Source organism: Deltaproteobacteria bacterium, from assembly GCA_003696105.1.
Lineage (GTDB): Bacteria > Myxococcota_A > Polyangia > Haliangiales > J016 > J016.
Window position 1 is genome coordinate 1 of sequence record RFGE01000067.1, and the last position, 25846, is coordinate 25846.

22 protein-coding genes are annotated in these 25846 nt (G+C 74.0%); 15 read left to right on the forward strand and 7 right to left on the reverse strand.

What is annotated here, in order from left to right; all coding sequences use genetic code 11:
- Together D6689_04245 and D6689_04250 are read right to left on the reverse strand one after the other, a co-directional pair.
- The coding region (locus D6689_04245; protein RMH43713.1) for a hypothetical protein at positions 1 to 213 on the reverse strand (213 nt) is incomplete at its 3' end.
- Between the two features lie 55 nt (positions 214 to 268).
- The gene (locus D6689_04250; protein RMH43714.1) at positions 269 to 1549 is read right to left on the reverse strand and encodes a hypothetical protein; all 1281 of its coding nucleotides are present in this window, start codon (positions 1547 to 1549) and stop codon (positions 269 to 271) included.
- 65 nt (positions 1550 to 1614) lie between these two features.
- On the opposite strand from D6689_04250, the gene D6689_04255 reads away from it, so the two are divergent.
- The 4 genes from D6689_04255 to D6689_04270 are packed head-to-tail and all read left to right on the forward strand — an operon-like array spanning position 1615 to position 6725.
- Positions 1615 to 3060 carry a hypothetical protein gene (locus D6689_04255; GenBank protein RMH43715.1) on the forward strand — a complete coding sequence of 482 codons (1446 nt, stop codon included), beginning with the start codon at positions 1615 to 1617 and terminating at the stop codon, positions 3058 to 3060.
- Positions 2349 to 4220, forward strand: coding sequence for a hypothetical protein (locus D6689_04260; GenBank protein RMH43734.1), 1872 nt, complete (start codon positions 2349 to 2351; stop codon positions 4218 to 4220). The genes D6689_04255 and D6689_04260 overlap by 712 nt, the downstream gene beginning before the upstream one ends.
- Positions 4201 to 5475, forward strand: a complete 1275-nt coding sequence (locus D6689_04265; GenBank protein ID RMH43716.1) for an insulinase family protein — start codon at positions 4201 to 4203, stop codon at positions 5473 to 5475. Before D6689_04260 ends, D6689_04265 begins: the two co-directional genes overlap by 20 nt.
- Complete coding sequence (locus D6689_04270; GenBank protein ID RMH43717.1) at positions 5472 to 6725, forward strand: insulinase family protein; 1254 nt, start codon at positions 5472 to 5474, stop codon at positions 6723 to 6725. Before D6689_04265 ends, D6689_04270 begins: the two co-directional genes overlap by 4 nt.
- Before the next feature lie 20 nt (positions 6726 to 6745).
- Here D6689_04270 and D6689_04275 read toward each other — a convergent pair whose 3' ends face one another.
- A complete protein-coding gene (locus D6689_04275) occupies positions 6746 to 7471 on the reverse strand; it encodes a glycerophosphodiester phosphodiesterase (protein RMH43718.1) in 726 nt (241 codons plus the stop codon).
- A complete protein-coding gene (locus D6689_04280) occupies positions 7455 to 8576 on the reverse strand; it encodes an aspartate kinase (GenBank protein ID RMH43719.1) in 1122 nt (373 codons plus the stop codon). The genes D6689_04275 and D6689_04280 overlap by 17 nt, the downstream gene beginning before the upstream one ends.
- Before the next feature lie 48 nt (positions 8577 to 8624).
- On the opposite strand from D6689_04280, the gene D6689_04285 reads away from it, so the two are divergent.
- From D6689_04285 to D6689_04310, 6 genes are all read left to right on the forward strand, one after another.
- Positions 8625 to 10775: a hypothetical protein gene (locus D6689_04285; protein RMH43720.1), complete on the forward strand. Its 2151-nt coding sequence runs from the start codon at positions 8625 to 8627 to the stop codon at positions 10773 to 10775.
- Between the two features lie 61 nt (positions 10776 to 10836).
- Entirely contained in the window at positions 10837 to 11412 is a 576-nt protein-coding gene (locus tag D6689_04290) for a hypothetical protein (protein RMH43721.1), read from the forward strand.
- A complete protein-coding gene (locus D6689_04295) occupies positions 11378 to 12631 on the forward strand; it encodes a hypothetical protein (GenBank protein ID RMH43722.1) in 1254 nt (417 codons plus the stop codon). Before D6689_04290 ends, D6689_04295 begins: the two co-directional genes overlap by 35 nt.
- The gene (locus D6689_04300) at positions 12628 to 14343 is read left to right on the forward strand and encodes a hypothetical protein (protein RMH43723.1); all 1716 of its coding nucleotides are present in this window, start codon (positions 12628 to 12630) and stop codon (positions 14341 to 14343) included. The genes D6689_04295 and D6689_04300 overlap by 4 nt, the downstream gene beginning before the upstream one ends.
- The gene (locus D6689_04305) at positions 14340 to 15752 is read left to right on the forward strand and encodes a hypothetical protein (GenBank protein ID RMH43724.1); all 1413 of its coding nucleotides are present in this window, start codon (positions 14340 to 14342) and stop codon (positions 15750 to 15752) included. Before D6689_04300 ends, D6689_04305 begins: the two co-directional genes overlap by 4 nt.
- Entirely contained in the window at positions 15302 to 16600 is a 1299-nt protein-coding gene (locus D6689_04310) for a DUF481 domain-containing protein (protein RMH43725.1), read from the forward strand. Before D6689_04305 ends, D6689_04310 begins: the two co-directional genes overlap by 451 nt.
- A 36-nt stretch (positions 16601 to 16636) precedes the next feature.
- Here D6689_04310 and D6689_04315 read toward each other — a convergent pair whose 3' ends face one another.
- The 3 genes from D6689_04315 to D6689_04325 all read right to left on the reverse strand — a co-directional run bounded on the left by D6689_04315 (position 16637) and on the right by D6689_04325 (position 20039).
- Positions 16637 to 16981, reverse strand: coding sequence for a hypothetical protein (locus D6689_04315; protein RMH43726.1), 345 nt, complete (start codon positions 16979 to 16981; stop codon positions 16637 to 16639).
- A 4-nt stretch (positions 16982 to 16985) separates the two neighbouring features.
- A complete protein-coding gene (locus tag D6689_04320; GenBank protein RMH43727.1) occupies positions 16986 to 17867 on the reverse strand; it encodes a sulfite exporter TauE/SafE family protein in 882 nt (293 codons plus the stop codon).
- A gap of 363 nt (positions 17868 to 18230) precedes the next feature.
- Positions 18231 to 20039: a hypothetical protein gene (locus D6689_04325; GenBank protein ID RMH43728.1), complete on the reverse strand. Its 1809-nt coding sequence runs from the start codon at positions 20037 to 20039 to the stop codon at positions 18231 to 18233.
- An 86-nt stretch (positions 20040 to 20125) separates the two neighbouring features.
- On the opposite strand from D6689_04325, the gene D6689_04330 reads away from it, so the two are divergent.
- From D6689_04330 to D6689_04350, 5 genes are all read left to right on the forward strand, one after another.
- On the forward strand, positions 20126 to 20989 hold the full coding sequence (locus D6689_04330; GenBank protein ID RMH43729.1) for an SDR family oxidoreductase: 864 nt from the start codon (positions 20126 to 20128) through the stop codon (positions 20987 to 20989).
- Between the two features lie 85 nt (positions 20990 to 21074).
- Complete coding sequence (locus tag D6689_04335; GenBank protein ID RMH43730.1) at positions 21075 to 22034, forward strand: hypothetical protein; 960 nt, start codon at positions 21075 to 21077, stop codon at positions 22032 to 22034.
- Positions 22035 to 22127: 93 nt separating this feature from the next.
- Positions 22128 to 22733 (forward strand): RNA polymerase sigma factor, encoded by a 606-nt coding sequence (locus tag D6689_04340; protein ID RMH43731.1) that lies wholly within the window; start codon positions 22128 to 22130, stop codon positions 22731 to 22733.
- The gene (locus D6689_04345) at positions 22730 to 23806 is read left to right on the forward strand and encodes a hypothetical protein (protein RMH43732.1); all 1077 of its coding nucleotides are present in this window, start codon (positions 22730 to 22732) and stop codon (positions 23804 to 23806) included. Before D6689_04340 ends, D6689_04345 begins: the two co-directional genes overlap by 4 nt.
- A gap of 11 nt (positions 23807 to 23817) precedes the next feature.
- Positions 23818 to 25725, forward strand: coding sequence for a hypothetical protein (locus D6689_04350; GenBank protein RMH43733.1), 1908 nt, complete (start codon positions 23818 to 23820; stop codon positions 25723 to 25725).
- Positions 25726 to 25846 lie beyond the last annotated feature (121 nt).

The window sequence follows — 25846 nt, forward strand, 5'->3', positions numbered from 1 at the left end:
GCCGGCGCCCGCGGCGGCGGCGTGGCCGGCGGGCACCGCGGGCGCGGCGGCGGCCATCGCGGACTGGTAGTTCTTCGACCGCGCGTAGTACCGCATCGCCTCGTTGATCAGGTAATCGATGGAGCAATCGAAATCGTTCGCCATCTGCTCGAACGTCTCCCACAGGACGTCGCGGCAGTAGAAGTGGCGCATCGTTTTCTTGCTCTGGTCCATCGCGATCGCGATCTCCGGGCGGAACCCGGCCGAACGACCCGGCCGGATCGAATTATCACATATTCTTCAGCTTGTTCGCTACCTGTTGCGCGACGGAACCGAGCGAGATCGCCCCCTTGGCGCCCCCGCCGGCCCAGCCGCGCAGCGGGGTCCGGTCCCCCGCCAGCGCGGCCACCGCGTCGGCGTCCGCTCGGCTGCCGGCGCGCCCTAGGCACTCGACACCGGTCGCGCGGGCCACCCAACTGGCCGACGACAACATCGCCCGGCACCCCTCGGCGACCGCCGCTTTCGGCTCGAGTGACAGCATCTTGTTCCACAAGTACTTTTCGAGAATGCCGCGCTCGTAGCCGCGGTCGGTCGGCATCGCCTCGACGACCTGGGCCACGCCGTCGGCTCCGACGCACAGCAGCGCCTTGTGCACGGCCACCCACAGGAACGCCTCGGCCTTCTCCGGCGACCGGACCAGGTCGAGCAGCGGGTCGACGCACTCGGGCTCGCCGGCGGCCGCGAGCACGGCGAACGCGTCGTTGACGTTGGCGCCCGGCTGGTCCGGGTCGCGGACCAGCGCGGCGAGAGTGCGCACGTGCGGCTTGATCCCGGCGGGACTCGGCTTCGGCTCCGCCGGGTCGCCGACGTACGCCACGTACAGCGCCGCCATGGCGCGCCGCCGCAGCGTCGGCTCGGGATGGTCCTTGCGGGCGAGGTCGAGCAACAGGTCGACCGCCTCGGGATCGCCCGACAGCGCCAGCGCCTTCAACAACTCGTCCGGCACGATCGGGATGCGCCCCTGCGCGTCCGGCGCCGCAGCGATGAGGCGGCGCGCCTCGGCCAGCAGCTTGGGAGCGATTCGCGCGCCGACCAGCCGCACGATCTGCTCGCCCCGGTAGCGACCGCGCCCGGAGCGGTCGATGTAGTTGCTCCCCATCCAATCGGCGAGGAACGCGTCGATTCGTTCTCGCGTCGCGACGTCGACCAGCGGCCGCAGGTCGACCAGCGCGTCTTTGGCCAGCACGCTGCGCTGAGACGGCGCCGTGCCCTCCGGCGACTGCGCGTCGGCCTGCAGCCGAGGCACGAGCTTGCCGACGATCGGACCGCGCTGCGCGTCCGGCATGCCCTCGAGCGCCGTCCTCACGTAGGCGTACTCACTGATCTGCACCAGGTTCTGCGCCGCGTGCGCGCGCAGGTCGGGGTCCAGGTCGGCGTTGCCGAGCGCGGCCTTGAGCTTCGACGGGCCCTTTTCGGTTTCCCGCCACTCGTCGATCCGATCGTGGCTCACGCCCTGGCACGCAGCCAGCGACGCCATCGCGACTACCGCGGCGATCCCGGCGCCCCGCATCACGCGACAGCATACGAGCCGGCGTCGGCCCGGTCAACGCGCGTCGTGGTAGGGTAGCCGCTCGCATGCCCCGCCGGTCCGGCCTCGCACCGTGCCTCGCCGCCGCGGCGCTCGCGCCGGCGGTCGCCGCCGCGTCGCCGTTGGAGGACACGTTCCTCGGGGGCGCGGTGTTCACGGGTCCGGCGAACGCCCACGCGACCGCCCTGCACTACAACCCGGCCGCGCTCGCCCTCGACTCGGGCACGCACGTGTTCGTGTCGGGCGACCTGCGCATCGACCGGCTGCGCGTCGACCGCGCCCCGATCGACGACGCGGGCGTGCCCGGCGGCACGCGCGACCCCGGCGACGCGCGCGACACCCTCGCCACCCCGGGCGGCTACGCCGCGTTCTACAGCGACGTCAGCGGCGGCCGCGTCACCCTCGGTCTGGCCGTGTACACGCCGTACGCCGAGCGGTACATGCCGGGGCGGCGCGCGGCGCGCTACCACACGCTCGGCGGCCACTACTACGACATCACGGTCACGCCGGGCATCGCGTTTCGCATCAACTCGCGGATCGCGGTCGGCTTCGGCGTGTCGGTGGTCGCCGCCTCGCTGCTGGATCTCGAATTCGCCCGCGACACCGCGCTGGAAGCCGGTTCGGCGGGATTGCGCGCCGACTGCGGCGGCGCCCCGTGCGGCGCCGAGAACCCCGACGCCGACCAGCGCTACCGGATCGCCGCCACGCCGACGTTGATCGGCGCCGGCTCGAGCGTGACCCTCGGCTTTCACCTCGGCGTCGCGCTCACGCTCCGCGACCGCTGGCACGTCGGCGTCGGCTATGCGAGCCCGACCAGCAGCTTCGGCCGGCTCGTCGTGGAGACCGACGGCCGCGTAGACGTCGACGACGCTCCGCGCGCCGGCGGCGGCCACGTGAGCGGCCGCGCGCGCATCATCTATCGCCTGCCGCAAACGATCGGCGTCGGCGTTCGCGGTCCGGCGTTCGGCGGCCTCGAGTGGGTCGCCAACGCGCGGTGGCTCAACACCGGCCGCCACCGCCGGTGGGACGTGCGCCTGTTCGGCGGCGACCTCGCCGGCGCCGACGTGCCCGACTGGTACCCGCGCTACCGCGGGCTGCGCGACGTCTTCGCGGTCGAAGCCGGCCTCGAACAGCCGGCCGGCCGGCGTGTTCGGCTCGGCGCCCGGCTGCGCGCCGAGACCGCCGGCGTCGACGCCTCCCGCACCGCGCCGAACCAGATGTACGGCGCGAACGCCGGCGTCGCCGTCGGCGCAGAGTGGCGCGCGACGGACGCGCTCGCGCTGTCCGCCGGCTACGCGCTGGTGTGGTTCCCCGACGTGACGGCCGATCCCAGCGCGTTCGATCCGGCCGAGCGCGTCGCGTGCGCCGACGCCGGCTACCCGATCGACGAGTGCACCGCGACCCGCGAAGGCCGCGGGATCCCGACCGCCGCGGGCACCTACCGCCGCTTGCAAAACGCGATGTCCATCGGCATCAAGATCGACTGGCTGTGACCTCCACCCATCAGACGAACGACCGGGCGACCGCGGGGGCGGACGGCGACCCGCGCGTGTGGGTCTACGGCGCGACCGGCCTCACCGGCCAGCTCGTATGCGAGGCGCTGCGCGACCGCGGCGTCCCGTTCGTCGCCGCCGGCCGCGACCGCGCGCGCGTCGACGCCGTCGCCGCGCGGGTCGGCGCCGCCGGCGCCCGCGCCGCCGAGCTGCACGACCCGGACGCGGTGCGCGCCGCGCTGGCCGGCGCCCGCGTCGTCGTCAACTGCGCCGGCCCGTTTCTGCGGTTCGGCGAGGCCGTCTTGCGCGGCGCCCTCGCGGTCGGCGCCCACTATCTCGACACCACCGGCGAGCAGGCGTTCATGCGCGAGATCTACGAGCGCTACGAGTCGGCCGCCCGGCGGGCGAATCGTTGTGTCATCAACGGTATGGCGTTCGAGATCGCCCTCGGCGACTGGGCGGCGGCGCTCGCGGCGGCAGGCCTCGGGGACGGCCCCGCCGTCGACGAGATCGCCGTCGCCTACGCCGTCTCCGGCTTCCACCCGTCGGCCGGCACGCGCCTGTCGGCCCTCGCCCAGCTCGCGGCCGACGCGGTCGTGTGGGAGCGCGACCGGTGGGATCCGGCTCCCGCGGTCGACCGCCGCACGTTCGCGTTCCCCCCGCCGTTCGGCGAGCGCACCGCGGTCGGGTTTCCCTCCGGCGAGGTCATCACCGTGCCGCGTCACATCTCGGTTCGCCGCGTGCGCACGTATCTCGCCCTGCCGCCCGGCCCGGTCGGCGCCGTCGTCGCGCGCGTCGGCGGCCGCGTCGCCGCGCTGGCGCGGTCACCGGCCGCCGCGTGGGCGCGCCGCATCGCCGAGCGCGCGCCGCCGCCGACGAGCGGCCAGCGGCGCGCCAACGCGTTTGCCGTCACCGCCACCGCGCGCCGCGGTTTCGACTCCGCGCAGGTCACCGTGTCGGGCAGCGACGTCTACGGCATCACCGCGCGCATCGCCGCGTTCGCCGCCGACCACCTCGCCGCCGGCCGCAGCCGCGCCACGGGCGTCGTCGCGCCGGCCCAAGCCTTCGACGCGCTCGCGTCGCTGCGCGCGCTGCCCGTCGCGCTCACCGCCAGCTACCCGTTGCCCGCGAGGCACGCCGATGTGGACTGCTCTGAGTGAAACCCCGCTGTCGCGCCGGCTCAGCGTGCGACATTTCCGCCTGCACAACGGCCTCGAGCTGCTGCTGTTGCCCGACCCGTCCGCGCCGATCGTGTCGTACCAGACGTGGTATCGCGTCGGCTCGCGCGACGAGCGCCCGGGCAAGACCGGCATCGCCCACCTGTTCGAACACCTGATGTTCAATCAGACCGAATCGCGCGGGCCCGGCGTGCTGGACCGCGAGATCGAAGCCGTCGGCGGCGACACCAACGCATCGACCTGGGTCGATTGGACGCAATACCGCATCAGCGTGCCGGCCGACCGGCTCGACCTCGCCATCGACATCGAGTCCGACCGCATGCAGCACCTCGTGCTCGAACCGGAGCCGCTGGAAGCGGAACGCGAGGTCGTCATCAACGAGCGGCTCATGCGCGTCGAGGACGACGTCGACGGGTTTCTCGACGAACAGTTGATGAAACGCGCGTTCGCGGGACACCCGTACGGCTGGCCGACGATCGGTTGGATGGAAGACATCCGCGCGATCACCCTCGACGACGCGCGCGCGTTCTACCGGACCTACTACGCGCCCAACAACGCGGTGATCGTCGTCGCCGGCGACGTCGACGCGGCCGCGGCGCTCGACGCGATCGAGCGCGCGTACGGCGACATCGCGCCGGCGGAGCTGCCGCCGCGGCGGCGGGTGCCCGTCGCCGGCCGCCCCGGCGAGGTCGCGCGATTCTCCAAGCCGGTGCCGGCCGACCGCGCGATCGCCGCCTACCCCGTTCCGCCGCAGAGCCATCCCGACTGGCCGATCGTCGACGCGATCGTCGCGCTGCTCACCGGCGGGCCGTCGGCGCGGCTGTACGAGCGGCTGGTCGTCGACGCACAAATCTGCACGTCGGTCGACGGGTTCGTGCTGCCGTTTGCGGAGGCATCCCTGCTGGAGGTCTCGTTTTCGCTGGCGCGCGGCCACACGGCCGACGAGGCACTCACCGAACTGGACGCCGCTGCCACCGCGCTGTGCGACGTCCCCGTCCCCGAGCGCGAGCTGGCGAAGGTCAAGCGCTGGGCGGAGACCGACTTCTGGGCGCACCTTTCGACCGCCGACGGGCGGGCCGAGGCGCTCGGCCACTATCACGTGACCGTCGGCGACTACCGCGCGCTGTTCCGCACGGTCGACGAGGTCCGCGCCATCAACCCCGCCGACGTCCAGCGCGTCGCCAACCGCTACTTCGACTCCGACCGCCGCACGGTCGTCATCGCGGAGCCGGCATGAAGCGCATCCTCGAGCTGTCCGACGATATCCCGCTCGTCTGGTATCAGATCCTCGCGCGCGGCGGCGCCGCCGCCGACCCGCCCGGCCGCGAGGGGACTTTGCGCCACGCCGCTCTGCTCGCCCGCCGCGGCGCCGGCGACCGGTCGCGCGCCGACATCGACCGCGCCCTCGACGAGCTCGGCGCGACCCTCGAGGTCGTCGCCGGCCGCGACAGCATCGGCCTGCGCGGCGTGTGCTTGTCGCGCCACGTCGACGACGTCGTCTCCATCGCCGCGGACATCCTCGCGCGCCCCGCGATGGACCCCGACGAGCACCGCAAGCTGCTCGTGGAGACGCGCGGCGTGCTCGACGAGCTGCGCGACGACGACGCCGCGCTAGCGCAGCGCTATTTCGCGCGCGACTTCGGCGGCCCGGCGGCCTACGCGCGTACGGCCATCGGCACCGAGGACTCGCTCGACGCGATCGACCTCGACGACGTGCGCGCCGCGTACCGGCGCGCGGTGGTGCCCGACAACCTCGTCGTCGCGTTCGCCGGCGACGTCGACGAGGTCCGCGCGTGCGCTCTCGCCGATCGGCTCGCCGCCGACCTGCCCACCGATCCGCCGCCGGCTTTGCCTGACGTCGCCGCCGAGCCGGCCGCCGGCCCGACGCGCGCGCTCGTGGTCGACAAGCCCGACCGCGCGCAGGTCCAGTGCGCGATCGGCCACGTGGGACCGCGGTACGGCACCCCGGAGTTCGACGCGCTCATCCCGGTCGAGACGGTCTTCGGCGGCACGTTCACGTCCCGGCTGATGCAGGAGCTGCGCGTCCGGCGCGGGTGGACCTACGGCGCCGGCTGCCAACTCGGCCGCGCGCGCGGCAACCTGTGGTTCCGCGTCGCCTTCGCGTCGGCCGAGGCCGTCGCCGCGGACGCCGTCGCCCGCGCCATCGACATGATCGGCGAGCTGGCGCGCGACGGCATCACCGACGACGAACTCGCGTTTGCCAAGGGCCACTTGCGCGGGGCATGGCCGTTTTCGATTGCGACGCCGCGCGCGCGCGCACACCTGCGCGCCGAGTGCGCCGTCTACGGGCTCGACGACGACTACGCCCTGCGGTTTCCCGACCGCATCGCCGCCGTCACCGCGGCCGCCGCGCGCGACGCGATCGCCGCGTGGCTGCGGCCCGCGTCGCTCCTCACCGTCGCCGTCGCCACCGCCGACCGCTTCGCGCTGCCCGGCGCCGCCGTCGAACCGTTCACCTCCTATTGACGCCCGCGCGCCGGCGCGCGTCACGACGCCAGCGCGCGCAGCGCGGCCGCCGGATCGTTCGCAATCACGGCGTCGACCCCGAGCCGGCGCAAACGGCGCAGCTCGGTGGCGCCGTCGGCCGTCCACGTCACGACGCGCCAGCCGCGCCGCCGCCACCGGCGCATCGCGTCCGCCGTGACCAGCTCGTGGTGCGGATGGATCGACCACGGGCGCAACACCGGCCCGGGCCAGCCGCGCCGGCGCGCGTACCCGGCGCCGGCGCCCACCAGCAGACCGGCGCGCACGCGCGGCGCCGCCGCCCGGACGACCGCGACCGCGGCCGCGCGGAACGACGACACCACGGCGCGGTCGCCGAGGCGATCGGCGACCCGGCGGGCGACCGCGGCGACCCACCCCGCGTCCACCGCGCCGTCCACCTTGATCTCGACGTTCACGAGCATGCCCGCGACCAGATCGATCGCGTCGTCGAGCGACAGCGCGCGGCTGCCGTCGACGAGCGCGATCCGCCGCAGCTCGGCCACGGTGAGGTCGGCGACGCGCTCCGGCCGTCCCGCCACGCGCACCAGGTCCGCGTCGTGGAGCACGGCAGTGCCGCGGTCGCCCGTCGGCCGCACGTCGAGTTCGACCCCGTCGGCGCCGTCGGCCCGCGCCGCCGCGAATGCCGCCGCGGTGTTCTCGAGGCAGCGCGCGCTGGCGCCGCGATGGGCCAGCACGAGCGGCCGCCCGCGGTCACTCGACCAGGGCACGGTGCATCGCCTCGACCAGCGCGTCCACGTCCTCGGCCGCGCAGTACAGCGTCACCCGCAGCGGGGTGGCCGCGACCTCGTCGATCGGGCACGGGGCGGCCGCCAGCGCCCGCGCCAGCGACACGCCGGCGCCGACCGCACTCACGGCGCCGACCCCCTCGGCGACGTCGACCCCGCCGGCCTCCAGCGCGCGCCGCAGCGCCGGCCAGTCCGGCACGTCGTCGAGGCTCAGGTAGACGACCGCGCCGCCGTCCGCGTCCGCGCGCATGTGTTGTATCGACAACCCGTCGAGGCGCTGCGCGGCATCGCGCGGGCTGGCGAAACGCAGCCGCACGAGCCCGCGCTGGCCGGCGATGCCCGCCACCGCCCGCGGCTCGCCGATGCCGACGCGCGTGCCGCCGTCGGCCCGGTCGGTCGCGCGCGCGTACAGCGCGATGCCCGAACGCCGCGCGATGTCGACGCACGCGGCGTGCAGCACGCGGGCGCCGTGCGCCGCCAGCTCCTCCATCTCGTCGCAGGTGATCGCGTCGAGCAGCTCCGCGGCGCTCACGATGCGCGGGTCCGCAGTGTACACGCCGTCGACGTCGGAACAGATCTCACAATACTCGGCGCCGAGCGCAGCGGCGAGGGCGACCGCGGTCGTATCGGAACCGCCCCGCCCGAGCGTGGTGATTTCCCGCTTGTACGACACGCCCTGGAAGCCGGCGACGATCACGACGCGCCCGCGCTCGAGCTCGTCCTGCACCCTGACCGGACGCACCTCGATGATGCGCGCGCCGCTGTGGCGGTCATTGGTGAGGATCCCGCACTGCGAACCGGTAAACGAGATCGCCTCGAAGCCGAGTTCGCTCACCGCCATCGACAGCAGCGCCATCGAGATGCGTTCGCCCACCGACAGCAGCATGTCCAGCTCGCGGCGCGGCGGCGCCGGCGACACGCGCTTGGCCAGCGCGAGCAGCTCGTCGGTCGTGGCGCCCATCGCCGACACGACGGCGACCACGCCGATCCCGTCGCGGCGCACCCGCACGATCCGCTCGGCGACCCTGCGAATTCGCTCCGGATCGGCGACGGACGAGCCGCCGTATTTCTGCACCACGATGCGCACGTAAATCGGCCGGCCTCCTGCGGCCGGCGCGCTTGCTACAATAGCACCGTGGCTCGGCTGTGGATTGTCGTGGGCGCGCTCGCCGCCGCGTGCGGGGCGAACCCGCACCCGCCCGTGGTCCCGCGGCCGGACCCGCCGCCGGGCCCGCTGGTTGACGCGCCGTACGACCTGGCCAACGACCAGGACCTGCAGTGGGTGCGCCAGCAGTACGACGCGCTGGACGCCGGCGCGCCGGCCCGCGACGCCCGCCGCGCCGAGCTGGCGGCCGAGTACGCGCGCCGGATCGACGCGCACCTGGCGCGCGGCCAGCGCGACCGCGCCTACGACGCGCTGGTGGAACTGCTCGGCCTGTGGACGCCGGCGGAGATCCGCGACGGCCGCGTCGCCCCGCTGGCCGACTACGCCGAGCAGATCGAGGCGCTGCGCGCGTCGTTTTTTCGGTCGGGCGACGACGAGCAGGCGGCCGTGTGTACGGTGGCGCTGATGGCCGCCGCCCCCCCGCGCGCGGCCGAACTCACCGCCCGCCTCGACGAGATCCTCGCCTACGCCGACGACCTGGCGGTCGCCGAGCACGGCGACGCCGCGGCCCGCGCCGGCGCGATTGCCGTGCTCGAACACGTCGTCGATGCCTTCGCCCATCCGGTCGCCATCGACCGGCTCGCCACCCTGTACGCCGACCGCCAGCGCGCGATCGCGGCGCTGATCGCGCGCGGCGGCGACCCCGACTTTCACGGGCTGTTCGCGGCGCACGGGCGCGGCATGTTCCGCGCCGCGTGGGACATGGCGCGCCTGTTGGTGCGCGCCGGCCGCTTCGACGACGCGCGCCGCGCGGTGGACGCGGTGCACGGCATCGGCGAGTCGCCGCCCCTGCGCGCCGCGCTCGCGGGCGCGCTCGACGCCGACGCCGACGCGCGCGCGTGGATGTCCCTGGCGACCGCGTTCGTATCCGACAAGGAGGAGGACTCCGATCTCGACGCCGCGTTCGCCGTGTGCGCCGAGGGGGTCCGCCGGTTTCCCGACTTTCCCATGCTCGCGCGCATGGCGTCGGCGATCGCGCGCGAGCGCTCCGAGCTACCGCTGGCGATCGCATATGCCGAACGCGCCTACCGCGCCGATCCCACCAATCGCGACGTCGCGGACGACCTGGCCGAGCTGTACGAGGCGCGCGTGACGCGGCTCGCTCTGTCCGAGCGACCGGTCGCGGCCACCCGCGCGCTCGCGGCGCTCGAGCGGTTCCACCGCGACGCGCAGCGGCGATGGCCGCGCACGCGCCTGGCGCGCGACCTGGCCGACGCCTACGCGGCGATGGGCCGCGGGATGGCGAGCCTCGGAGAGATCGCGCGCGCCAAGCGGTACCTGCGCCGGTCGATCGCTCTGCGGCCGACCCTCGCCGCGCTCGAACTGCTCGGCACGATCGCGCTCAAGCGCGACGACCCGGCCGGCGCGATCGCGCCGCTTGAGCGCGCGCTCGCGTTGCCGGCGCGGGGCGAGGACCTGTTTGCGCGCGGGCGCGTACGGCGGCTGCTCGGCGAAGCGTATGCCCGCGCCGGGCAGGCTGCACGCGCGCGCGACCAATGGACGCTGGCGCTTGCGCAGTGGAAGGCGCTGCTCGACAACGACGCGTTGCGCCCGGCGGGACGCGCCGAGGCGCTCATCGAGACCGGCAAGCTGTTGTGGCTGCTCGGCGAACCGGACGCCGCGCTGTCCGCGTTCGAGACCGCGGTCGACACGGCGCCGCAGTCCTCGTCGACCTATGCGGACGTCGTCGCGTTCTTGATCGTGCGCGACCGCTACGCCGACGCGCTCGACGCCTACCACCGAGCGCTCGGGCGGTCCGACGTCGGCGACTACTTCAAGACGTACATGTCGCTGTGGGTGCTGGCCGAGGCGCGGCGCGCAGGCCGTGCGGCTGACCCGAACGCCATCGCGTACCTGTCGCGCCGCGACGGGCGCTTGTGGGAGGATCGGCTCGCGCGGTTCGCGCTCGGCCGCGAGGACTACGCCGTGCTGTCGCGCGCGGCGACGACCCGCGGCCGGCGCGCGGAGCTGTGCTACTACGCGGCGGTGCTCGGCGGCGACGCCAACCGCGCCCGCGCGACCGCATTGCTGCAGCGCGTGGTCGACACCGGCATGGTGCTGTTTTTCGAGTACGACATGGCCAAGGTGCTGCTCGAGCGCGCGCGCCGCATGGCGCGGTGAGCTGCGCGCGCACCCGCGGCGCCGGTGACGGCCTGCCCCCGACTGCGGTAGGGTCCGGCCGATGAACCGCGTGCCCGCGCTCCATCCCGCTCGCTCGGCGACTCGCGGCGGCAGCTCGCCGATGGTCGCGCGATCAACGACTCGCGCGCTGGCGGCTGCCCTGGCCGTCGTCGCGACCGCCGCGATCGCCAGCTGCGGCCAGCGCGGCGAGTACGACCGCAGCAGCCCGGAGGCAACGGTGCGTTCCCTGTTTCGCGCGCTCGCGGCCGGCCGCATTCCGGCCGACGTCGGCCTGCTGTTCGCCGACGACCGCGAGGTTGCGCGGTGGACGCTGTGGTGCGAGCATCATGGTTGCGCCGGTGGGACGATCAGCCGCCTCCGCACCGAGCAGCGCACCGGATCCACCGCGGTGTTGCGCATCGACTATGAAATCTACGGTCGCGGCAAGACCCTCGCCTCCCGCGGCACGGACGCGCCGGTCACCCTCGTTCGCGACGGCGACGCGTGGCGGATCGTGCAGTTTGGCGAGCGCATCGTCGTCCGCACCGACGAGCCCGGCACGCGGCCCCGCCCGCGCGAAGCCGACGCCGCGCCGCCGCGCGATGGCGGCGGCGCTGGCGTGCGCGGCGGCCGCTAGCTGCCGCGCCCCGACGGCGGGCGCTCCGGCACCGGCCCCCGAGCCGGCGCCGCGGTTTCCGCACGGGCCCCACGCGGCGGTCGCGTGCGTCGATTGCCACCCGGTCGCCGATCGGACCACCGCGCGCCTCGCGCGTCCCGGCTCGAACGACCATGCGCCGTGCGACCGCGCCGAGTGCCACCGCGCGGAATTCTTGTCCACGCCGGGTCCGCTGTGCACCGTCTGTCACGAGGACGTCGACCCGACCGGCGCGGCGCCGTCCGAACTCGTGCCGTATCCGCCGCCGCGCGGTCGCGGGGCGCTGCCGTCGGCGTTTTCGCACGCATCCCACGTGCGGTGGGACGCGATGGAAGCCGCGGTCGGCTTCCACGTAGCGTGCGGCGACTGCCATCGGCCCGCCGCGAACCGCGCGGCTCCTGGATTGCCCGGCCACGCGACGTGCGCGCGCTGCCACGTCGCCGAAGCTGCGCCGCCGGGCGCACCGCGCATGACGGAGTGCGCCGCCTGTCACCGGTCGGCACAAGGGCGCGCGCCGCGCCGGCCGCGGCTGATCGCGGGGGACCTGCGATTCGCTCACGCCGACCACGAGGTCGATCGACGGGGCAAGCCGATCCGCTGCGCCGAGTGTCACACCGACATCGCTTCGGTCGCACGCCGCGGCGCGCACCGGCCGCCGCCGACCGCCGCCTGCGTCGCGTGCCACGACGACGACAGCCGCACGCCGCCGGAGCTGAGCATGCGCGAGTGCGAGACGTGCCACGCGACGCGCAGCGCCAGCTTCGGCACGCTCGCACCGCGCTCGCACCTGCCGGCGACCGCCCGGCCGGAGAACCACACGCTCGCGTTCCGCCGCGACCACGCGACCGAGGCGCGCGTCGCCGGCGAAACGTGCGCCCGCTGCCACCTGCTGATGTCCGGCTCCTCCCGGGACACCTGCGACGAGTGCCACCGCGCGATGCGCCCTCACGACCACACCATCGGCTGGCGCGAGTTCGACCATGGACCGCAGGCCGCGACCGAGTCGGAGCGATGCGCCACCTGCCACGCCGGCGACTTCTGCATCGCATGCCACGCGCGACCGCCGCGCTCGCACCTGCCGCTCGTCGACTTCGCGGCGGGCGGCCACGCGGTCCCCGCGGCGCTCGACACGCGCGCGTGCATGGCGTGCCACGACGTGGCGCGCGACTGCCTCGCACCGTGCCACGGAGGGCCCCGGTGACCGGCGTGCGGTGCGCTGCCGTCGCGGCCGCCGTCGCCGCCATCGCGCCCGCGCCAGCCGGCGCCGAGCCGGCCGATCTGCGCCTGCACGAGCCCCCGGCTCCGGCCGCGCCCGCCCACCTCGCCATGCGCGCGCCGGACGGCTCGGCCGCGGCGCCGTCCCGCGACCGCCCCGGCCGGCCGAGCGCGGCCGCCTCGCCGGCGACCTCGGTGCCGCTGTCCGACCGGCTCGGCCGCGCCGTCATCGACTCGCTGTCGGCGCTCCCCGACCAGATCGCGCGACTCGACGACAAGGTCGTGTTCCGCATGCAGCTGGGCGTCGGCATCGACGGCGGCGAGCCGCGCGGCGCGACTCCCACGCTGGCCAGCGGCGCACCGCTCGTCGACGTGGACGACGGCGGGTTCTACGCCCCCCTTCGCACGTACACCTTCGGCGACGCCGTCGTCGGCACGCGCGGCCTGCTCGTGCCGAGCCTGGCGACCTACTTCGCGTCGCAGTTCCGCGTCGACCACGCCGCGCGACCTCCCGCCGGCCCGGTGCCGACGGTGTTCGACGAGGTCGGTGACACGATCGCCGTCGTGCCCTACTACGGGTACGCGGAGGTCGCCGGCATCTCGAAGGCGCCGTGGCTGCGGCCGCTGTTCGTCCGCGCCGGCCGCCAGTTCCGCTACGGCCCGGCCATCGCACACTTCGACGGCGTCACCCTCGGGTACGACGGCCCCGCGGTGTCGGCCGGCGCGTTCGCCGGCCAGCGCGTCGCTCTGTTCGGCTTCAACGGCGCGGGTGCGCGCGGCGCGATCCGCGGCGCGGACGTGCGCGTCAATCTCTACCGGCTCCGGCGCACCCCGCTCGTGATCGGCGCGCGCGCGCTGTCGTTCGACGACGTCGCCCACCTCGAGGCCGACGTCGGCCTGCAAGTGACGCGCGACGTGCTGGTCCGCAGCGCCGTCCGCGCCCGCGACGGCGTGCTCGCGCGCGAACACGCCAGCATGCGCGCGAGGCTGTCGCGCGTCACGACCCTGTTCATCTCCATCGACAATCGCCACGCGCGCGACTGGAGCTACGATCTGCTGGTCGGCGGCCCCGCGACCGACGACCCGGACGACCCGCGCCGGTATCTCGGGCTCGGCACACCGCTGCCGCGGCTGCGCGCGGCGGTGCGGGCCGGCACGGTGCTGTTCGACAACGTCGATCTGCTCGTGCGCGGCGCCATCGCACGCCAGCGCGTCGACGATCCCGCGGCCGCGTCGCCGTTTTTTCCCAGCTACAGCGAGGCGGGAGCGGCCGCCGAGGTGCGGTTTCGGCGGAGCCTGCGGGTCGGCGCCGCGATCCTGATGCGCCGCTACCGCCGTGCGGCGACGACCGCGCCGCTGTCGGATGTGCCCGCCGTGCTCGCGGAGCCGCTGGCCTTCGGCGAACGGTCGTTCTTCCACGGCGACCTGTCGTTGCACTACAACACCGGCATCGACGCGTTCGAAGCGCGCGCCGAGTTCTACAGCCGCGTCTATCGCGGCGCGCGTCATTTCGCCATCGCCGGCATCGATCCGTTCGACGTCGAATTCCGCTCGGGTGCGCGCTTCGACGTGCGCGCGCGAGTCACGGATCGGCTACGCCTGCGCGCGGAATATGAAACTGCATTCGCGGCGCGGCACCTGTCGCCCGAAATCGTCGGCACCAAGAGCCTGCGAGCGGTTGCTGAGGCAACGTTTTGACCGCGTGGATCGCCCTTGCCGCCGCCGTCGCGGCCAGTGCCACCGGCTTCGACCACGTCATTCACGAAGGTCGCGTCGTCGGCGCCGGACTCGACGACATCCCCTGCGCGCGGTGCCACGCGGTGGACCGGCGCGGCCGGCTGGTCCGCCCGCCCGACCACACCGCGTGTTTCGGCGCGTGCCACGGCGAGCCGCCGCGCCGCGGGCGCGTCCCCGCGCGCCTGTCCGACGCGCGCCGGCCCGTGTGCGCCGCGTGCCACGCGCCGGATGCGCTGGCCGCATACGCCGCCGGCCGCGCCCGCCGCCTCCCCGCCGCCTATCCGCCGTACGTCATCGCCCCCGACTACACGCTGCGCCTGTCGCACCGGACGCACGCGGCCGCGCGCTGCACCGACTGTCACCGCACGGGCGGGCCGCCACATCGCGCGTGCGCGCGGTGCCACGCCGCCGGCACGGCGCCGCCGATGACCGCGTGCGCCGACTGCCATCAGCCCGCGTTCGGTCCGGCCGTCGGTCCGGTCCTGTCGCGCGGACCGTTCCCGGTCACCGGCGCGTTCGACCACGCGCGCCACGCGCGCGCCGCCGGCGCAGCCGACTGCACCGCGTGTCACGCCGCCGTGCGCGACGCCGACGGCGACGCGATCCCGGCGCCGCGCACGGCCGACTGTGCGCCGTGCCACGACGGCCGCACGGCATTCGCCACGACCGCGCATTGCCGGCGGTGCCATCGGCCGGCATCGGCGCGGCCGGCGCGCGCGCCGCGCGAACCGTTTTCCCACGCCGCGCACGCGGGCGCCGCCGCGCTCGCGTGCGCCGATTGCCACCGTCTCGGCGCCGGCGGCATGCCCGCGCCGGTCGCCCCCGATCACCAGCCGTGCGCGCGAGCGGACTGCCACGCCGACGACTTCGCGTCGCCGCAGCCCCGCACCTGCGGCGCCTGCCACGTCGGCGACGAGCCGTGGCGTGCGCTCGCGTGGTTTCCGCCGCGGCGGGCGCGCAGCGAGTTCGGCGCGCGCATGCCGCACGCATCCCACCCGGGGGTCCGCGCGTGCGACCGCTGTCACGCGCCCCACCGCGGCCGCCAGCCGGTGCTGGCCGGACACCGGGCATGCAGCGATTCCGCTTGCCACGGCGGCGGCGCGCCGCCGGCAATGGCCGCGTGCGACGGATGCCACGCGCTCGGACGCGCCGCGGCGCGCGACCGCGCGGCCGCCGCCGAACCGTGGTCGGTGCGCGCGCGGTTTCGTCATGCGGGCCACGACGGCGCGTGCGATGCGTGCCATCGCATCGATGCAACGGCCCCCGAGGGCGTAGCGGCGCCCGCCAAAGCAGCCTGCGCGCCCTGTCACGACGGCGTCATCGCATTCAAGATGACCGGCCACGGCTGCAAGCGCTGCCACGGGAAGTGATACAACGCGACGTCATGCCCCGTACCATCGCCTTCGCGTTTGCATGCGCGCTGGTCGGCGCCTCGGCGCCCGCCGCCGCTCAGATCGTCAACGTGCAGTCGCTTCTGGCCGACGAACCGCCTGAGGGCCTATCCGGGTCGATCACCGCCAGCGCCGATTGGCGAACCGGCAACACCAATCTGCTCGCGCTCGCTGCCGCTCCACTCGTGCGGTTCCGCAGCGGCGACCACGTCGCGCTCGCGACGTGGCGCGGCGAGCTGCGCCAGAACAAGTCAGCGCCGGACGCGGACTTCACCACGATTGTCAAAAAGTCGTTCGCCCACGTGCGCTACCGCTACCGCGTGCGCCCGCGCGTGGTCGCCGAGGCGTTCGGCCAACACGTGTTCGACGAATTCCGCCGATTGCGGCTGCGCGTGGTCGCGGGCGCCGGCCCGAAGTTCGACGTGGTCGCGACCGGCCCGCTGCGGCTGTCAGTCGCCGTCGCCTACATGATCGAAATCGAAGAACTCAACGACGGCTACATCGACCCCGACAACGACCCGCCGTCGGCCAGCGGCATACACCACCGCGCGTCATCCTACGTCGTCGCGAGCTACCATCTCGACGACCGCGTCACGATCGCCAACACGATGTATGCGCAACCTCGGCTCGACGATCCGAGCGACATCCGCCTGCTCGATGACCTCGCGCTCGTCGTCAAGCTCGGCGACTCCGTGGCGATCACGACGGCGCTGTCGCTGTCGTACGATTCGCACCCGCCGACCGACGACCCCGCCGACCCAGCCACCGTGTCGGCGGTCGAAGCATTCGATTCGGCGCTGTCGTCGTCGCTCACCGTGTCGTTCTGACGCTGGCGAGGTCGCGCAGGCGGCCGCCGCTCGCGGTCAAAACGGCCACAGGTTCCACAAAAAGTACGCCGCCGCCAGCGCCGCGGCGGTCGCGGCCCACCCCGCCAGCAGGTGCAACCACCGTTCCGGCACCGGCGCGCGCCGCCAGCCAAGCGCCGCGTACGCAGCCGCCGCGGCGACCGCCGCGCCGCCGGCGCCCCACAACAACATCCCGTAGTAGCCGATCGGCACCGCGCCGGCGGGTCGCGGCGCGATCGCCCATCCGCCCCCCGGCGTGTAAATTGGTTTCGGCAGCGGGCCGAAATCCGACGCGACGTAGGCGACGCAAAACCCGATGACGCCGGCACACGCGGCCACGAACACGCGCTGATACCGCGGCACCCGGTCACCTCGTGAGCTTGAACAGCAGCGCGGCTACCGTGGCGAGCAGCACGACGGCGAGTCCGCGCCGCAGCGTCCGCGCGGGCAGCGTGCGGGTGAGGTTCGCGCCGACCTGGGCGGCGAGCGCGGCGCCGACCATCAGCGGGATCACCAGCCCGAGGTGGATCGTCCGGTAGTGCGCGTGCTGCACCGTGGCGAGCACGGCGACGGCCAACACGATCAAAATCCCCGAACCGGCGGCGCGCCGGATGTGGAAGCCGAAGCCGTAGAGCAAGATCGGAATCATCATGATGCCGCCGCCGATGCCCAACAAGCCGGCGAGCACGCCGTTGGCCAACCCGGTATACGCGACCGCGGGCGCCGATACGCGGCGCAGCCCGGCCGCGGGAAGATCGATATACGGTGGCAGGCGTATGCGCGCGAGCGGTCCGGGCTGGACCTCCTCGTCCACGCCCGGCGTCGTCTTACACCACAAGACATATGCCAGCACCGTGAACGACACGGCGTACACGCCGCTGACGACGGCGCGCTGCACGGCGAGCGGCTTGCCGGCGACGACGACCGTGCCCATCCCCTCCATCGCCAACAGCAACCGCGTCCCCGCGTCGACGCCCACGAGGCTCCCCGCCAGCGCGATCGCGTCGAATCGCCACTCGGCGAGCCCCAGCTTGCGGTAGCGCAAGAACGCCGCCAGACCGGTCGCGATCGTCTGGCACAGCGCCGCACCAACCGCGAACGGCAGCGGAATTCCCAATGCCACGTGCATCAGCGGCACCATCAGGAAGCCGCCGCCGACCCCGAACATCCCGGCGACCACGCCGACGCCGGCACCCAAGGCCGTGACGGCGGCGACCGACACGACGTGACCATCGAGAACCAGCGTCATGCCGTATCAGATCGTGTAGTCGACCATCGGCCGGTCGGGCGGGGGCTCGCCGCCGCGAGCGCCGCGCCGCCGGTCGATGCGATCGAACACCCACGCGCTCGCGACCCCCCACACGGCGGGGATCGCGAGACACGCAAACAGGTACAGCCAGAAATTCCAGTCGCGGCCGTCCACGGCCGCCCTAGCCTACCCCAGGGACCGGCCGTTCCTGAATACCGCGAGCCGGCTGCCGCGCCCACGCACCTCGCGCAGCGGTACTCCCCACGACCTCGGTGCCGCAAGGCTCCTACGTGGCGGCGGCGCGGCTGGGATGCCATGGGAGTCGTGTGAGGCGCACTGCGCTCGCGGACAGCCCGGCCGCCGTCAGTTGCCGGCGGTCGGCCGATCGTCGAACGGCACGACGGCTGCGGTGAAGTTGACGTAGAAGTACCACCCCCTGGTCGTGCCGTCGGGGCCGACGTCGCGGTCGTCGCCGATCGGATTGCCCGCGGTGACGTCGCACGAGCCCGGCGCGATCCCGCCCGCGAGGACCTCGGCCAGCGTCTTGCCGCCGATGAGCAACACGCTGTCGGGAATCGTCGCGGCCGCCGCGTCCGACTCGGACACGAAGCCGAGCAGCAGGCCATTGACCAGCCCGGTCGCCGGGTCCGCGTCGTAGGTGCCGGCGATCCGTGCCGACTGCAGCGGCACCGTCAGGCTGCCGAGTTGGAACATCGGCGCGTCGAACGCGCCGGTGGCGAAACACGGCCCGTCGACCGCGGCCGGTGGCGTCATATACGCATCGGTGACCGTGTTGGCGACGACGTCCAGACACGTGCCGGTCGCGGCGTTGGTGGCGGTCACCGAAATGCGCGGCGTGAGCGGGTCGGCCGTGCACTGGGTCATCGCCGGATCCGCGTTCGGCAGGCAGTTGCCGAACACGATGTCCATCGCGGTCGACTCGCCGTCCACCTGGTTGAGCGGCTTCATCACGTTCAAGATGGTCAGGTCGGCAAACCCGTCCATGTCGGCGTCCTGTTGAATCGCGTCGGGGAACACCGTGTTGTTGGCGGTGCTCGTCAGATCGGGACAATTGCCGTTGCCCGCGTCCCAGAAAATGTGCGGGTCGGCGAGCGACAGCGACACGATGCGGAACGCGGTGCGCTCGATTCGACAGTTTTCGTCGCAGTCGTCGGTGCCGAGTTCGCACTCCTGGGCGGGCGTGCCGCACGACGTCTCGCAGTCGCCGTCGGTGCGGTTGTTGCCGCCGTAGAACACCGGGCAGCACTCGTCGCCGGACACGGTCGCGGTCACCGGGTACTGCCAGCACTGCGCCTTGCACGTCCCCGCGCTGAGTAACAGCGCCCGCGTGCACGCATCGTCGGTAGGACACTCGGTCGGACACGCGCCCGGCTCGCCTGCGGCAATCGCGGTGTCGCACCGCTCGCCGCGCCCGGGCTGGAACGTGCCGTCGCCACACACCGCCGTGCCGGTCGCGCAGTCGTCGTCGGTCGTCGGGTCGGCACCGGGCGCGCAGCAGCCGTCGCCGTTTTCGACCACCGTGCGCGGCGCGTACTCGCAGGTCGCACGACACGCGCCGTCTCCCGGTCGGATGTCCTCCGGCACGACGAGCGTGTCGTCAGTGCACGGCTGGCCGTCGTCGCAGTCCGTCGGGCACGCACCCGGCTCACCGGCCGGGATCGCGGTGTCGCACGTTTCGCTCAGCTCGAGGATGCCGTTGCCGCACACGGGCGCGCAGTCGAAATCGTTGCGCTCGATCGCCCCGTCGACGGCCGGGCAGCAGCCGTCGCCGTCGATCAACGACTCGATGATCTGGTGGTCGCACTGCGCGGTGCAGCGCTCACCGGTCACCCCGTCGACGGTGCACGCGTCGCCGTCGTCGCAGTCGCCGGAGGCCATCGGACACGCGCCCGCTTCCCCCGCTGCGATGCCGACATCGCACGTCTCGGACGCCTGCACGATGCCGTCGCCGCAGGCGAATACGCACGCGGTGGTGCACTCGTCGTCGTCGTTGGTGTTGCCGTCGTCGCACTGCTCGCCGAAGTCCAGCCGGCCGTTTCCGCACCGGTCGACCGCGGCATCCGGGGTGTCGTCGGAGTCCCCCCCACAGCCGGCGGCCACCAGCCAAGCCGCCGCCGCCGCCACGCGCACTCCATTGGAAAACCAACCCATTCGTCGATGATACGCTCATCGGCGGGTTGCGGGCCAGCGAGCCATTTGTTCGCGGGCCGGCGGCCGCCGCGGGGTATCGTCCGGCCATGGCCTGGCACATCGCGGACAAGGTGTGTGTCGTCACGGGAGCCAACTCGGGTATCGGCAAGTGCGTCGCGACCGAACTCGCGCGCCGCGGCGCCCGCGTCGTGATGGTCTGCCGCGATTTGGACCGCGGCGCAGCCGCGCGCGCCGAGATCGAGGCGACCACCGGCGCGCGCCCCGAGTTGATGCAGTGCGACATGGCGAGCCTCGCGTCCATTCGCCGGTTCGTCGACGATCTGCGCGCGCGCACGGACCGCATCCACGTCCTGATCAACAACGCCGGCGCGATGTTCGACCGGCGCGGCGTCACCGCCGACGGATTCGAGCGCCACTTCGGCGTCAACCACCTGGGCTACTTCGCGGTCACCACGTGGCTGCTCGACCGCCTCGTCGCCGCCGCTCCCGCGCGGGTCGTCTGCGTATCGTCGATGGGCCACCGCCTCGCGCGACTGGACCTCGACGACCTGCAGTGCGAGCGGCGCTACAACCGCATCGTGGCGTACGGCAACTCGAAATTGTGCAACATCCTGTTTACCTACGAACTCGCGCGCCGACTCGAGGGAACCGGTGTCACCGCCAACTGCCTGCACCCGGGCGCCGCCGCCACCGGGTTCGGCCGCAGCGCCGGGCCGCTGTTCGCGGCGCTGATGAAACTCGGCCGGCCGGTGCTCGTGTCCGCCGAGGAGGCCGCGCGCACGCCGCTGTACCTGGCCACGTCTCCTGAAGTCGACGGCGTCACCGGCCGGTACTTCGTCAAGTGCCGGCCCGCGCCCAGCTCGCGCAGGTCGTACGACCGGGATCTGCAACGCCGCCTGTGGGACATCAGCGAACGGCTGATCTCGCCTTACGCTCCGGCCGAAGCGTAAGGCGTGACGCGATTCGCTGCACCCGCAACGATCCGGCGAACCCGGTCGTCTGGTCAGCGGCCCCGGCCGGCGATACACTCGACGCGTGACGCGACGGCTGTGGATTGCGGCGGTCGCCGCGCTCGCGGCGCTCGCCGGCGCCCCCGCGGTCGCCGAGGCCGACTCCGCGCGCGTCGTGCTGGTCGCCCCCGGCCCGGCGCTCGCCGATGCCGTGTCCACGGCCCTCGAGCCGTGGGGAGTCGCGGTCGACGTCGCACCCGCCGGCAGCCTCGGCGACGCACTGCCCGGCGCCGCCCGGCGCGCCCGCACCCTCGCCCGGCGCCGGCAGGCCGACGCGGTCGCGTGGATCTCGACCAACGCCGACGGCGCCGCCGTGTGGATCTACGACGCGCGATCCGACGACGTCGTCGCGCGCCCGCTCGCCGTCGCGCCGCCACTCGATCCGGCGCACGCCGCCGCGGTGGCGCTCACGCTCAAGACGCTGTTGCGCAAGAGTCGCGCCGCGCCGCCGCCGCCCACGTCGACCGCGCCCGCCCGGTCCGTCGGCATCGACAGCGCCGCGGCCGTGCGCGCGCGCCCGGGCGCGGGCGTGCCCGTCGAGCCGCGCCTGGCCCTCACCGCCCTGTGGGGCAGCGGCTGGCTGGTCGCGATCGCCGGCGCGAGCGCGGGCCCCGGCATTCGCGTCGACGAGGTGCGGTTCGTCGGCCGCTACACGGACACGACGGGCATCGTCGGCGCGCGGGTGCAGACCCGGGCGGGCCGGCTCGCGCTCGCGGGCCAGGCGGCGGCCGCGCTGCACGTCACCGCGCTCGACGGGGCGCTGCCGGACGCGGACCGGCGCGTCCACATCCGTCGCGTGAACCCCGCCGTGTCGCTCGGCGCGTCGGTCGCGGTCGCCATCGCGCCCGAGGCCGAGCTCGGCCTGCGGGTCGGCGGCGACCTGCTGTTGCGCACGCAGCGCTACCTCGTCGCCGGCGATCCGGTGCTCGCGCTGCCGCTGGTCGAGGTCGACGCGGCGGTGTGGCTCGCAGTCCGGTTCCTGTGACCGCGGCGCCATCCTCGGCGAGAACAATGCCTTTGTTTCCAACTGGTTGCGTTTTTTCTGCCACCCGCGCGGCCGCCGCCGCCACTGTGTGAGGTGAAGCCGCCGATGCAACCCGCCCACGCCGACGACCTCGCCCTCGCGAGCCGCTGCGCGGCCGGCGACCGGGACGCCCAGCGCGCGCTGTTTCGCGAGCACCGCGCGCGCGTCCACGCGACGTTGTACCGGGTACTGGGCTCCAACCGCGACATGGAGGACCTCGTCCAGGAGGCGTTCCTCGAGGTGTTCCGCTCGCTGGCCGGCTTTCGCGGGGACGCGAAACTCGCGACCTGGATCGACCGCGTGACGGCGCGCACCGCGTACCGCTATCTTGCGCGGCGGCCGCGACCCGCCGTTCACCTCGAGGCGGTGCCCGAACCGGCGGCGGCCGGCGCGTCCGCCGAGCGCCGCGCGATCGCGCGCGATGCCGTGCGTCGGTTGTATCGACACCTGGATCGGCTCGAACCGAAGTACCGCGTCCCCTTCGCACTCCACGTGATCGACGGCCGGCCGTTGCGGGACGTCGCGCGCATCACCGGCGCGTCGCTCGTCGCCACGAAGACGCGCGTGTGGCGCGCGCGCCGCGAGTTGATGCGCCGCGCCGCCCGCGACCCCGCGCTCGCCGCGCTGATCGCGCCCACCGCCCGGGAGACCGCGCCATGAACCGACCGCCGGAACCGTTCGACGTCGAACCCTTGTCGGCTCGCGATTGGGAGCGCATCGAGCACAACCTGTTTGCGGCACTGGACCGACAGCCGGCGCCGCCGCCCGCGGCGGTGGTGCCGCGCCGCGCGTGGATGTGGGCCGCCGCCGGCTGTGCGGCCGTCGCGGCCGCGGCGGTGGCGCTGTGGCCGCGCGCGGCGGGCGAGCCGGCTGCGCCGCAGGTGTCGCGCATCGCGACCGGCGACGAGCCGTCGCGCGTGTCGTTCGGTGACATCGCCGCCGACGTGGCGCCGCACTCGGCCCTGGTCATAAGCGGTGACGGCGCGCGCGGCGCCGTCGCGGTGCTCGAGCGCGGCGCGGCGCGGTTTGCGGTGGAACCGCGCCGCGGGCGGCCGGCGTTCGTCGTCCATGCGGGCGACGTGCGCGTCACGGTGATCGGCACCGAGTTCGCCGTCGCGCGCCACGGCGACGGCGCGTCGGTCGAGGTGTACCGGGGCACGGTGGAGATCGCGGCGCCCGGCGAACCGACGCAGCGCGTGGGCGCGGGCCACCGCTGGCCCGCCCGCGCCGCGGCCGCGACCGCCGGCGACAGCCCCGCCGGCGGCAGCGACGGTTCGAACGCGGCCCCGGACGCCGGGATCGACGCCCGCGCCGCCCGCGACGCGCGCCGCGACGGCGACGAGGCCGGCGACGGCCGGCGCGCGGGCGACGACCGCGACCGGCCCGCGGCGGCGCGCGACCGCCGCCGCCGCAGCACCGCGCCGCGCGACCGCGGCCGCTCCGGGCGCCCGCTCGCCGCGCAGTCCGCCGCGCCCGCGCCGAGCCCGCGGGACCGCTACGACCGCGCCGCGCGCCTCGAGGCGACCGACCCGTCCGCCGCGGCGGCGATCTACCGCGACCTCGCGCGCGGCGCCGGGCCGTGGGCCGCCAACGCGCTGTTCGCCCACGCGCGCCTCGAGCTGGACCGCGGCCGCCCCGCTCGCGCGCGCGAGCTGCTCGAAGCATATCTGCGCCGGTTCCCCCGCGGCGCCAACGCCGCCGATGCACGGGCCCTACTGGAGAGGTTGCCATGACAACGACAACGATGCGCACGATCGCCGCGGCGGTGTTCGCGACCGCCGCCGTGGCCGCGACCGCCGGATGCGGCCGCGAAGATGTCGAACTCGGCGGCGGCGACGCCGGTGCCGGCACGGGAGACGGCGGCGGCGGGCTGCCCGGACTCGTCGACCTGTCCATCACGCCGGACCGCGTCGACCTCGACATTGCCGACCTCACCGCACCGCAGACCGTCACCTTCGTGGCGACCGGCCGGTTCGACGACGGCTCGGAGCGGGATGTCACTGCCAACGTGACGTGGGGGGTGGACAACGACGCACCCGGCGCGTTCACGGCACCCGGCACGTGGGTGTCGTCCAACCGCGCGGGCGGCCCGGTCACCGTCGAGGCGAGATCCGGCGCGGTCGCAGCCACCGCGACCATCACCGTCGTGTTCCGGCCCACGCTCGACGACCCCGCGTTCCCACCGCCGCCGAACGCCGACGACCTGTTCGACCCGAGCAAGCCGGTGTCGACGGGCGATCCCGCGGCGCCGCGCATCGTCTACCCCGCGCACGAGGTCCAGTTCCCGGTCAACGTCTATCGCATCCTGTTTCAGTTCGACCCGGGAGCCGACACGGACGTGCACCGCATCCGGTTTACGTCCGACTACCTCGACATGTCGGTGTACACGACCGGCGATCGATGGCAGGCCGACGAGACCGCGTGGCAGTTTCTCGCGGACACGAACGCGGGCGGCAAGGTCGTGATGACCGTCGCCGGCGTCGACCTCGACGCACCCGATACGATCTACGAGAGCGCGCCGATCGACGTGTATTTCTCGCGGTCCGCCGTCGAGGGAGCCATCTACTACTGGTCGACCTCGTCCGAGGGCGTCATGAAGGGCGTGCTGTCGGACCCGGCGCCGACCAAGTTCTACTCGACGCCGCCGAGCACCACGTGCGTCGCGTGCCACACCGTGTCGCGTGACGGCACGCGCATGGCGGTCGGCTACGACGGCGAGGACTTGCAAGAGATCGCCGTGCCGGCGCGCGACGTGCTGATCCCCGCGGGCACCTATCCGATGGGCTGGGCCACGTTTTCGCCCGACGGTTCGCTGCTGATGATCGCCGACAAGGGCACGCTCACCGTGGTCGACGCCGACACCGGTGCGCCCGTCGGTCCCAACGGGGGTGCGCTCGCCGTCACCGGTGTCACCCACCCGGACTGGTCGCCGCTCGGCGACGGGGTGGTCGTCGCCCAGTGCGCGTCGGCGAACAAGAACAAGGACGTGCAGGAGTGCGCGATCGCGCGCATCCCGTTCGACGGCGCCGCATGGGGCGACCCGGAGGTGCTCGTGCCGTCGACCGGGCCGGACGACAACAACTTCTTCCCCAAGTATTCGCCCGACGGCCGGTGGATCGCCTACGTCCACGCGCAGGGCAAGTCCAAGGACCAACCCACGTCGGAGCTGCGCATCGTGCCGGCGACCGGCGGCGACCCGATCGTACTCGACAAGGCCAATCGCCGCGTCGGTCCCGACGACGGCGTCGCCGACACCGGCAGCACGATGCCGACGTGGGCGCCGTCTACGCATCCCGGCACCCAATGGCTAGCGTTCTCGTCCACCCGCGACTACGGCAAGGTCCTGGTCGGCGACAAGGCCGACCAGTTGTGGGTCGTCGCGCTCGATCTCACCCGCGCCGAAGCGGGCGACGATCCGAGCTATGCGGCGTTCTGGTTGCCGCTGCAGGACGTCACCGAGCGAAACCACCGGGCGTTCTGGGCGCACGACGCCGACAACCCGTGCGACGGCGTCGAGGTGTGCGACGAATTCGACAACGACTGCGACGGCATCGTCGACGAGGACTGCCTGCCGTGCGGCGCCGACGAGGTCTGCTTCGACGGCGCCGACAACGACTGCGACGGGCTCGTCGACGAGGGCTGCATCGACTGACGGCAGCGGCGGCCTGCAACGACCGGCACGGCGCGGGAACGCGCGCGTGCGCCGCGGCCGCTAGCGGAACACGAACGGGTAGGCGACCGACCCGCCGTCGCGCGTCTCCGGGAAACGCAGA

Bases quoted from the DNA above. Each gene is read 5' to 3' on its own strand.
- D6689_04250 (RMH43714.1), bottom strand. From the start codon at position 1,549: ATGCGGGGCGCCGGGATCGCCGCGGTAGTCGCGATGGCGTCGCTGGCT.
- D6689_04255 (RMH43715.1), top strand. From the start codon at position 1,615: ATGCCCCGCCGGTCCGGCCTCGCACCGTGCCTCGCCGCCGCGGCGCTC.
- D6689_04265 (RMH43716.1), top strand. From the start codon at position 4,201: ATGTGGACTGCTCTGAGTGAAACCCCGCTGTCGCGCCGGCTCAGCGTG.
- D6689_04270 (RMH43717.1), top strand. From the start codon at position 5,472: ATGAAGCGCATCCTCGAGCTGTCCGACGATATCCCGCTCGTCTGGTAT.
- D6689_04290 (RMH43721.1), top strand. From the start codon at position 10,837: ATGAACCGCGTGCCCGCGCTCCATCCCGCTCGCTCGGCGACTCGCGGC.
- D6689_04295 (RMH43722.1), top strand. From the start codon at position 11,378: ATGGCGGCGGCGCTGGCGTGCGCGGCGGCCGCTAGCTGCCGCGCCCCG.
- D6689_04320 (RMH43727.1), bottom strand. From the start codon at position 17,867: ATGACGCTGGTTCTCGATGGTCACGTCGTGTCGGTCGCCGCCGTCACG.
- D6689_04325 (RMH43728.1), bottom strand. From the start codon at position 20,039: ATGGGTTGGTTTTCCAATGGAGTGCGCGTGGCGGCGGCGGCGGCTTGG.
- D6689_04330 (RMH43729.1), top strand. From the start codon at position 20,126: ATGGCCTGGCACATCGCGGACAAGGTGTGTGTCGTCACGGGAGCCAAC.
- D6689_04345 (RMH43732.1), top strand. From the start codon at position 22,730: ATGAACCGACCGCCGGAACCGTTCGACGTCGAACCCTTGTCGGCTCGC.
- D6689_04350 (RMH43733.1), top strand. From the start codon at position 23,818: ATGCGCACGATCGCCGCGGCGGTGTTCGCGACCGCCGCCGTGGCCGCG.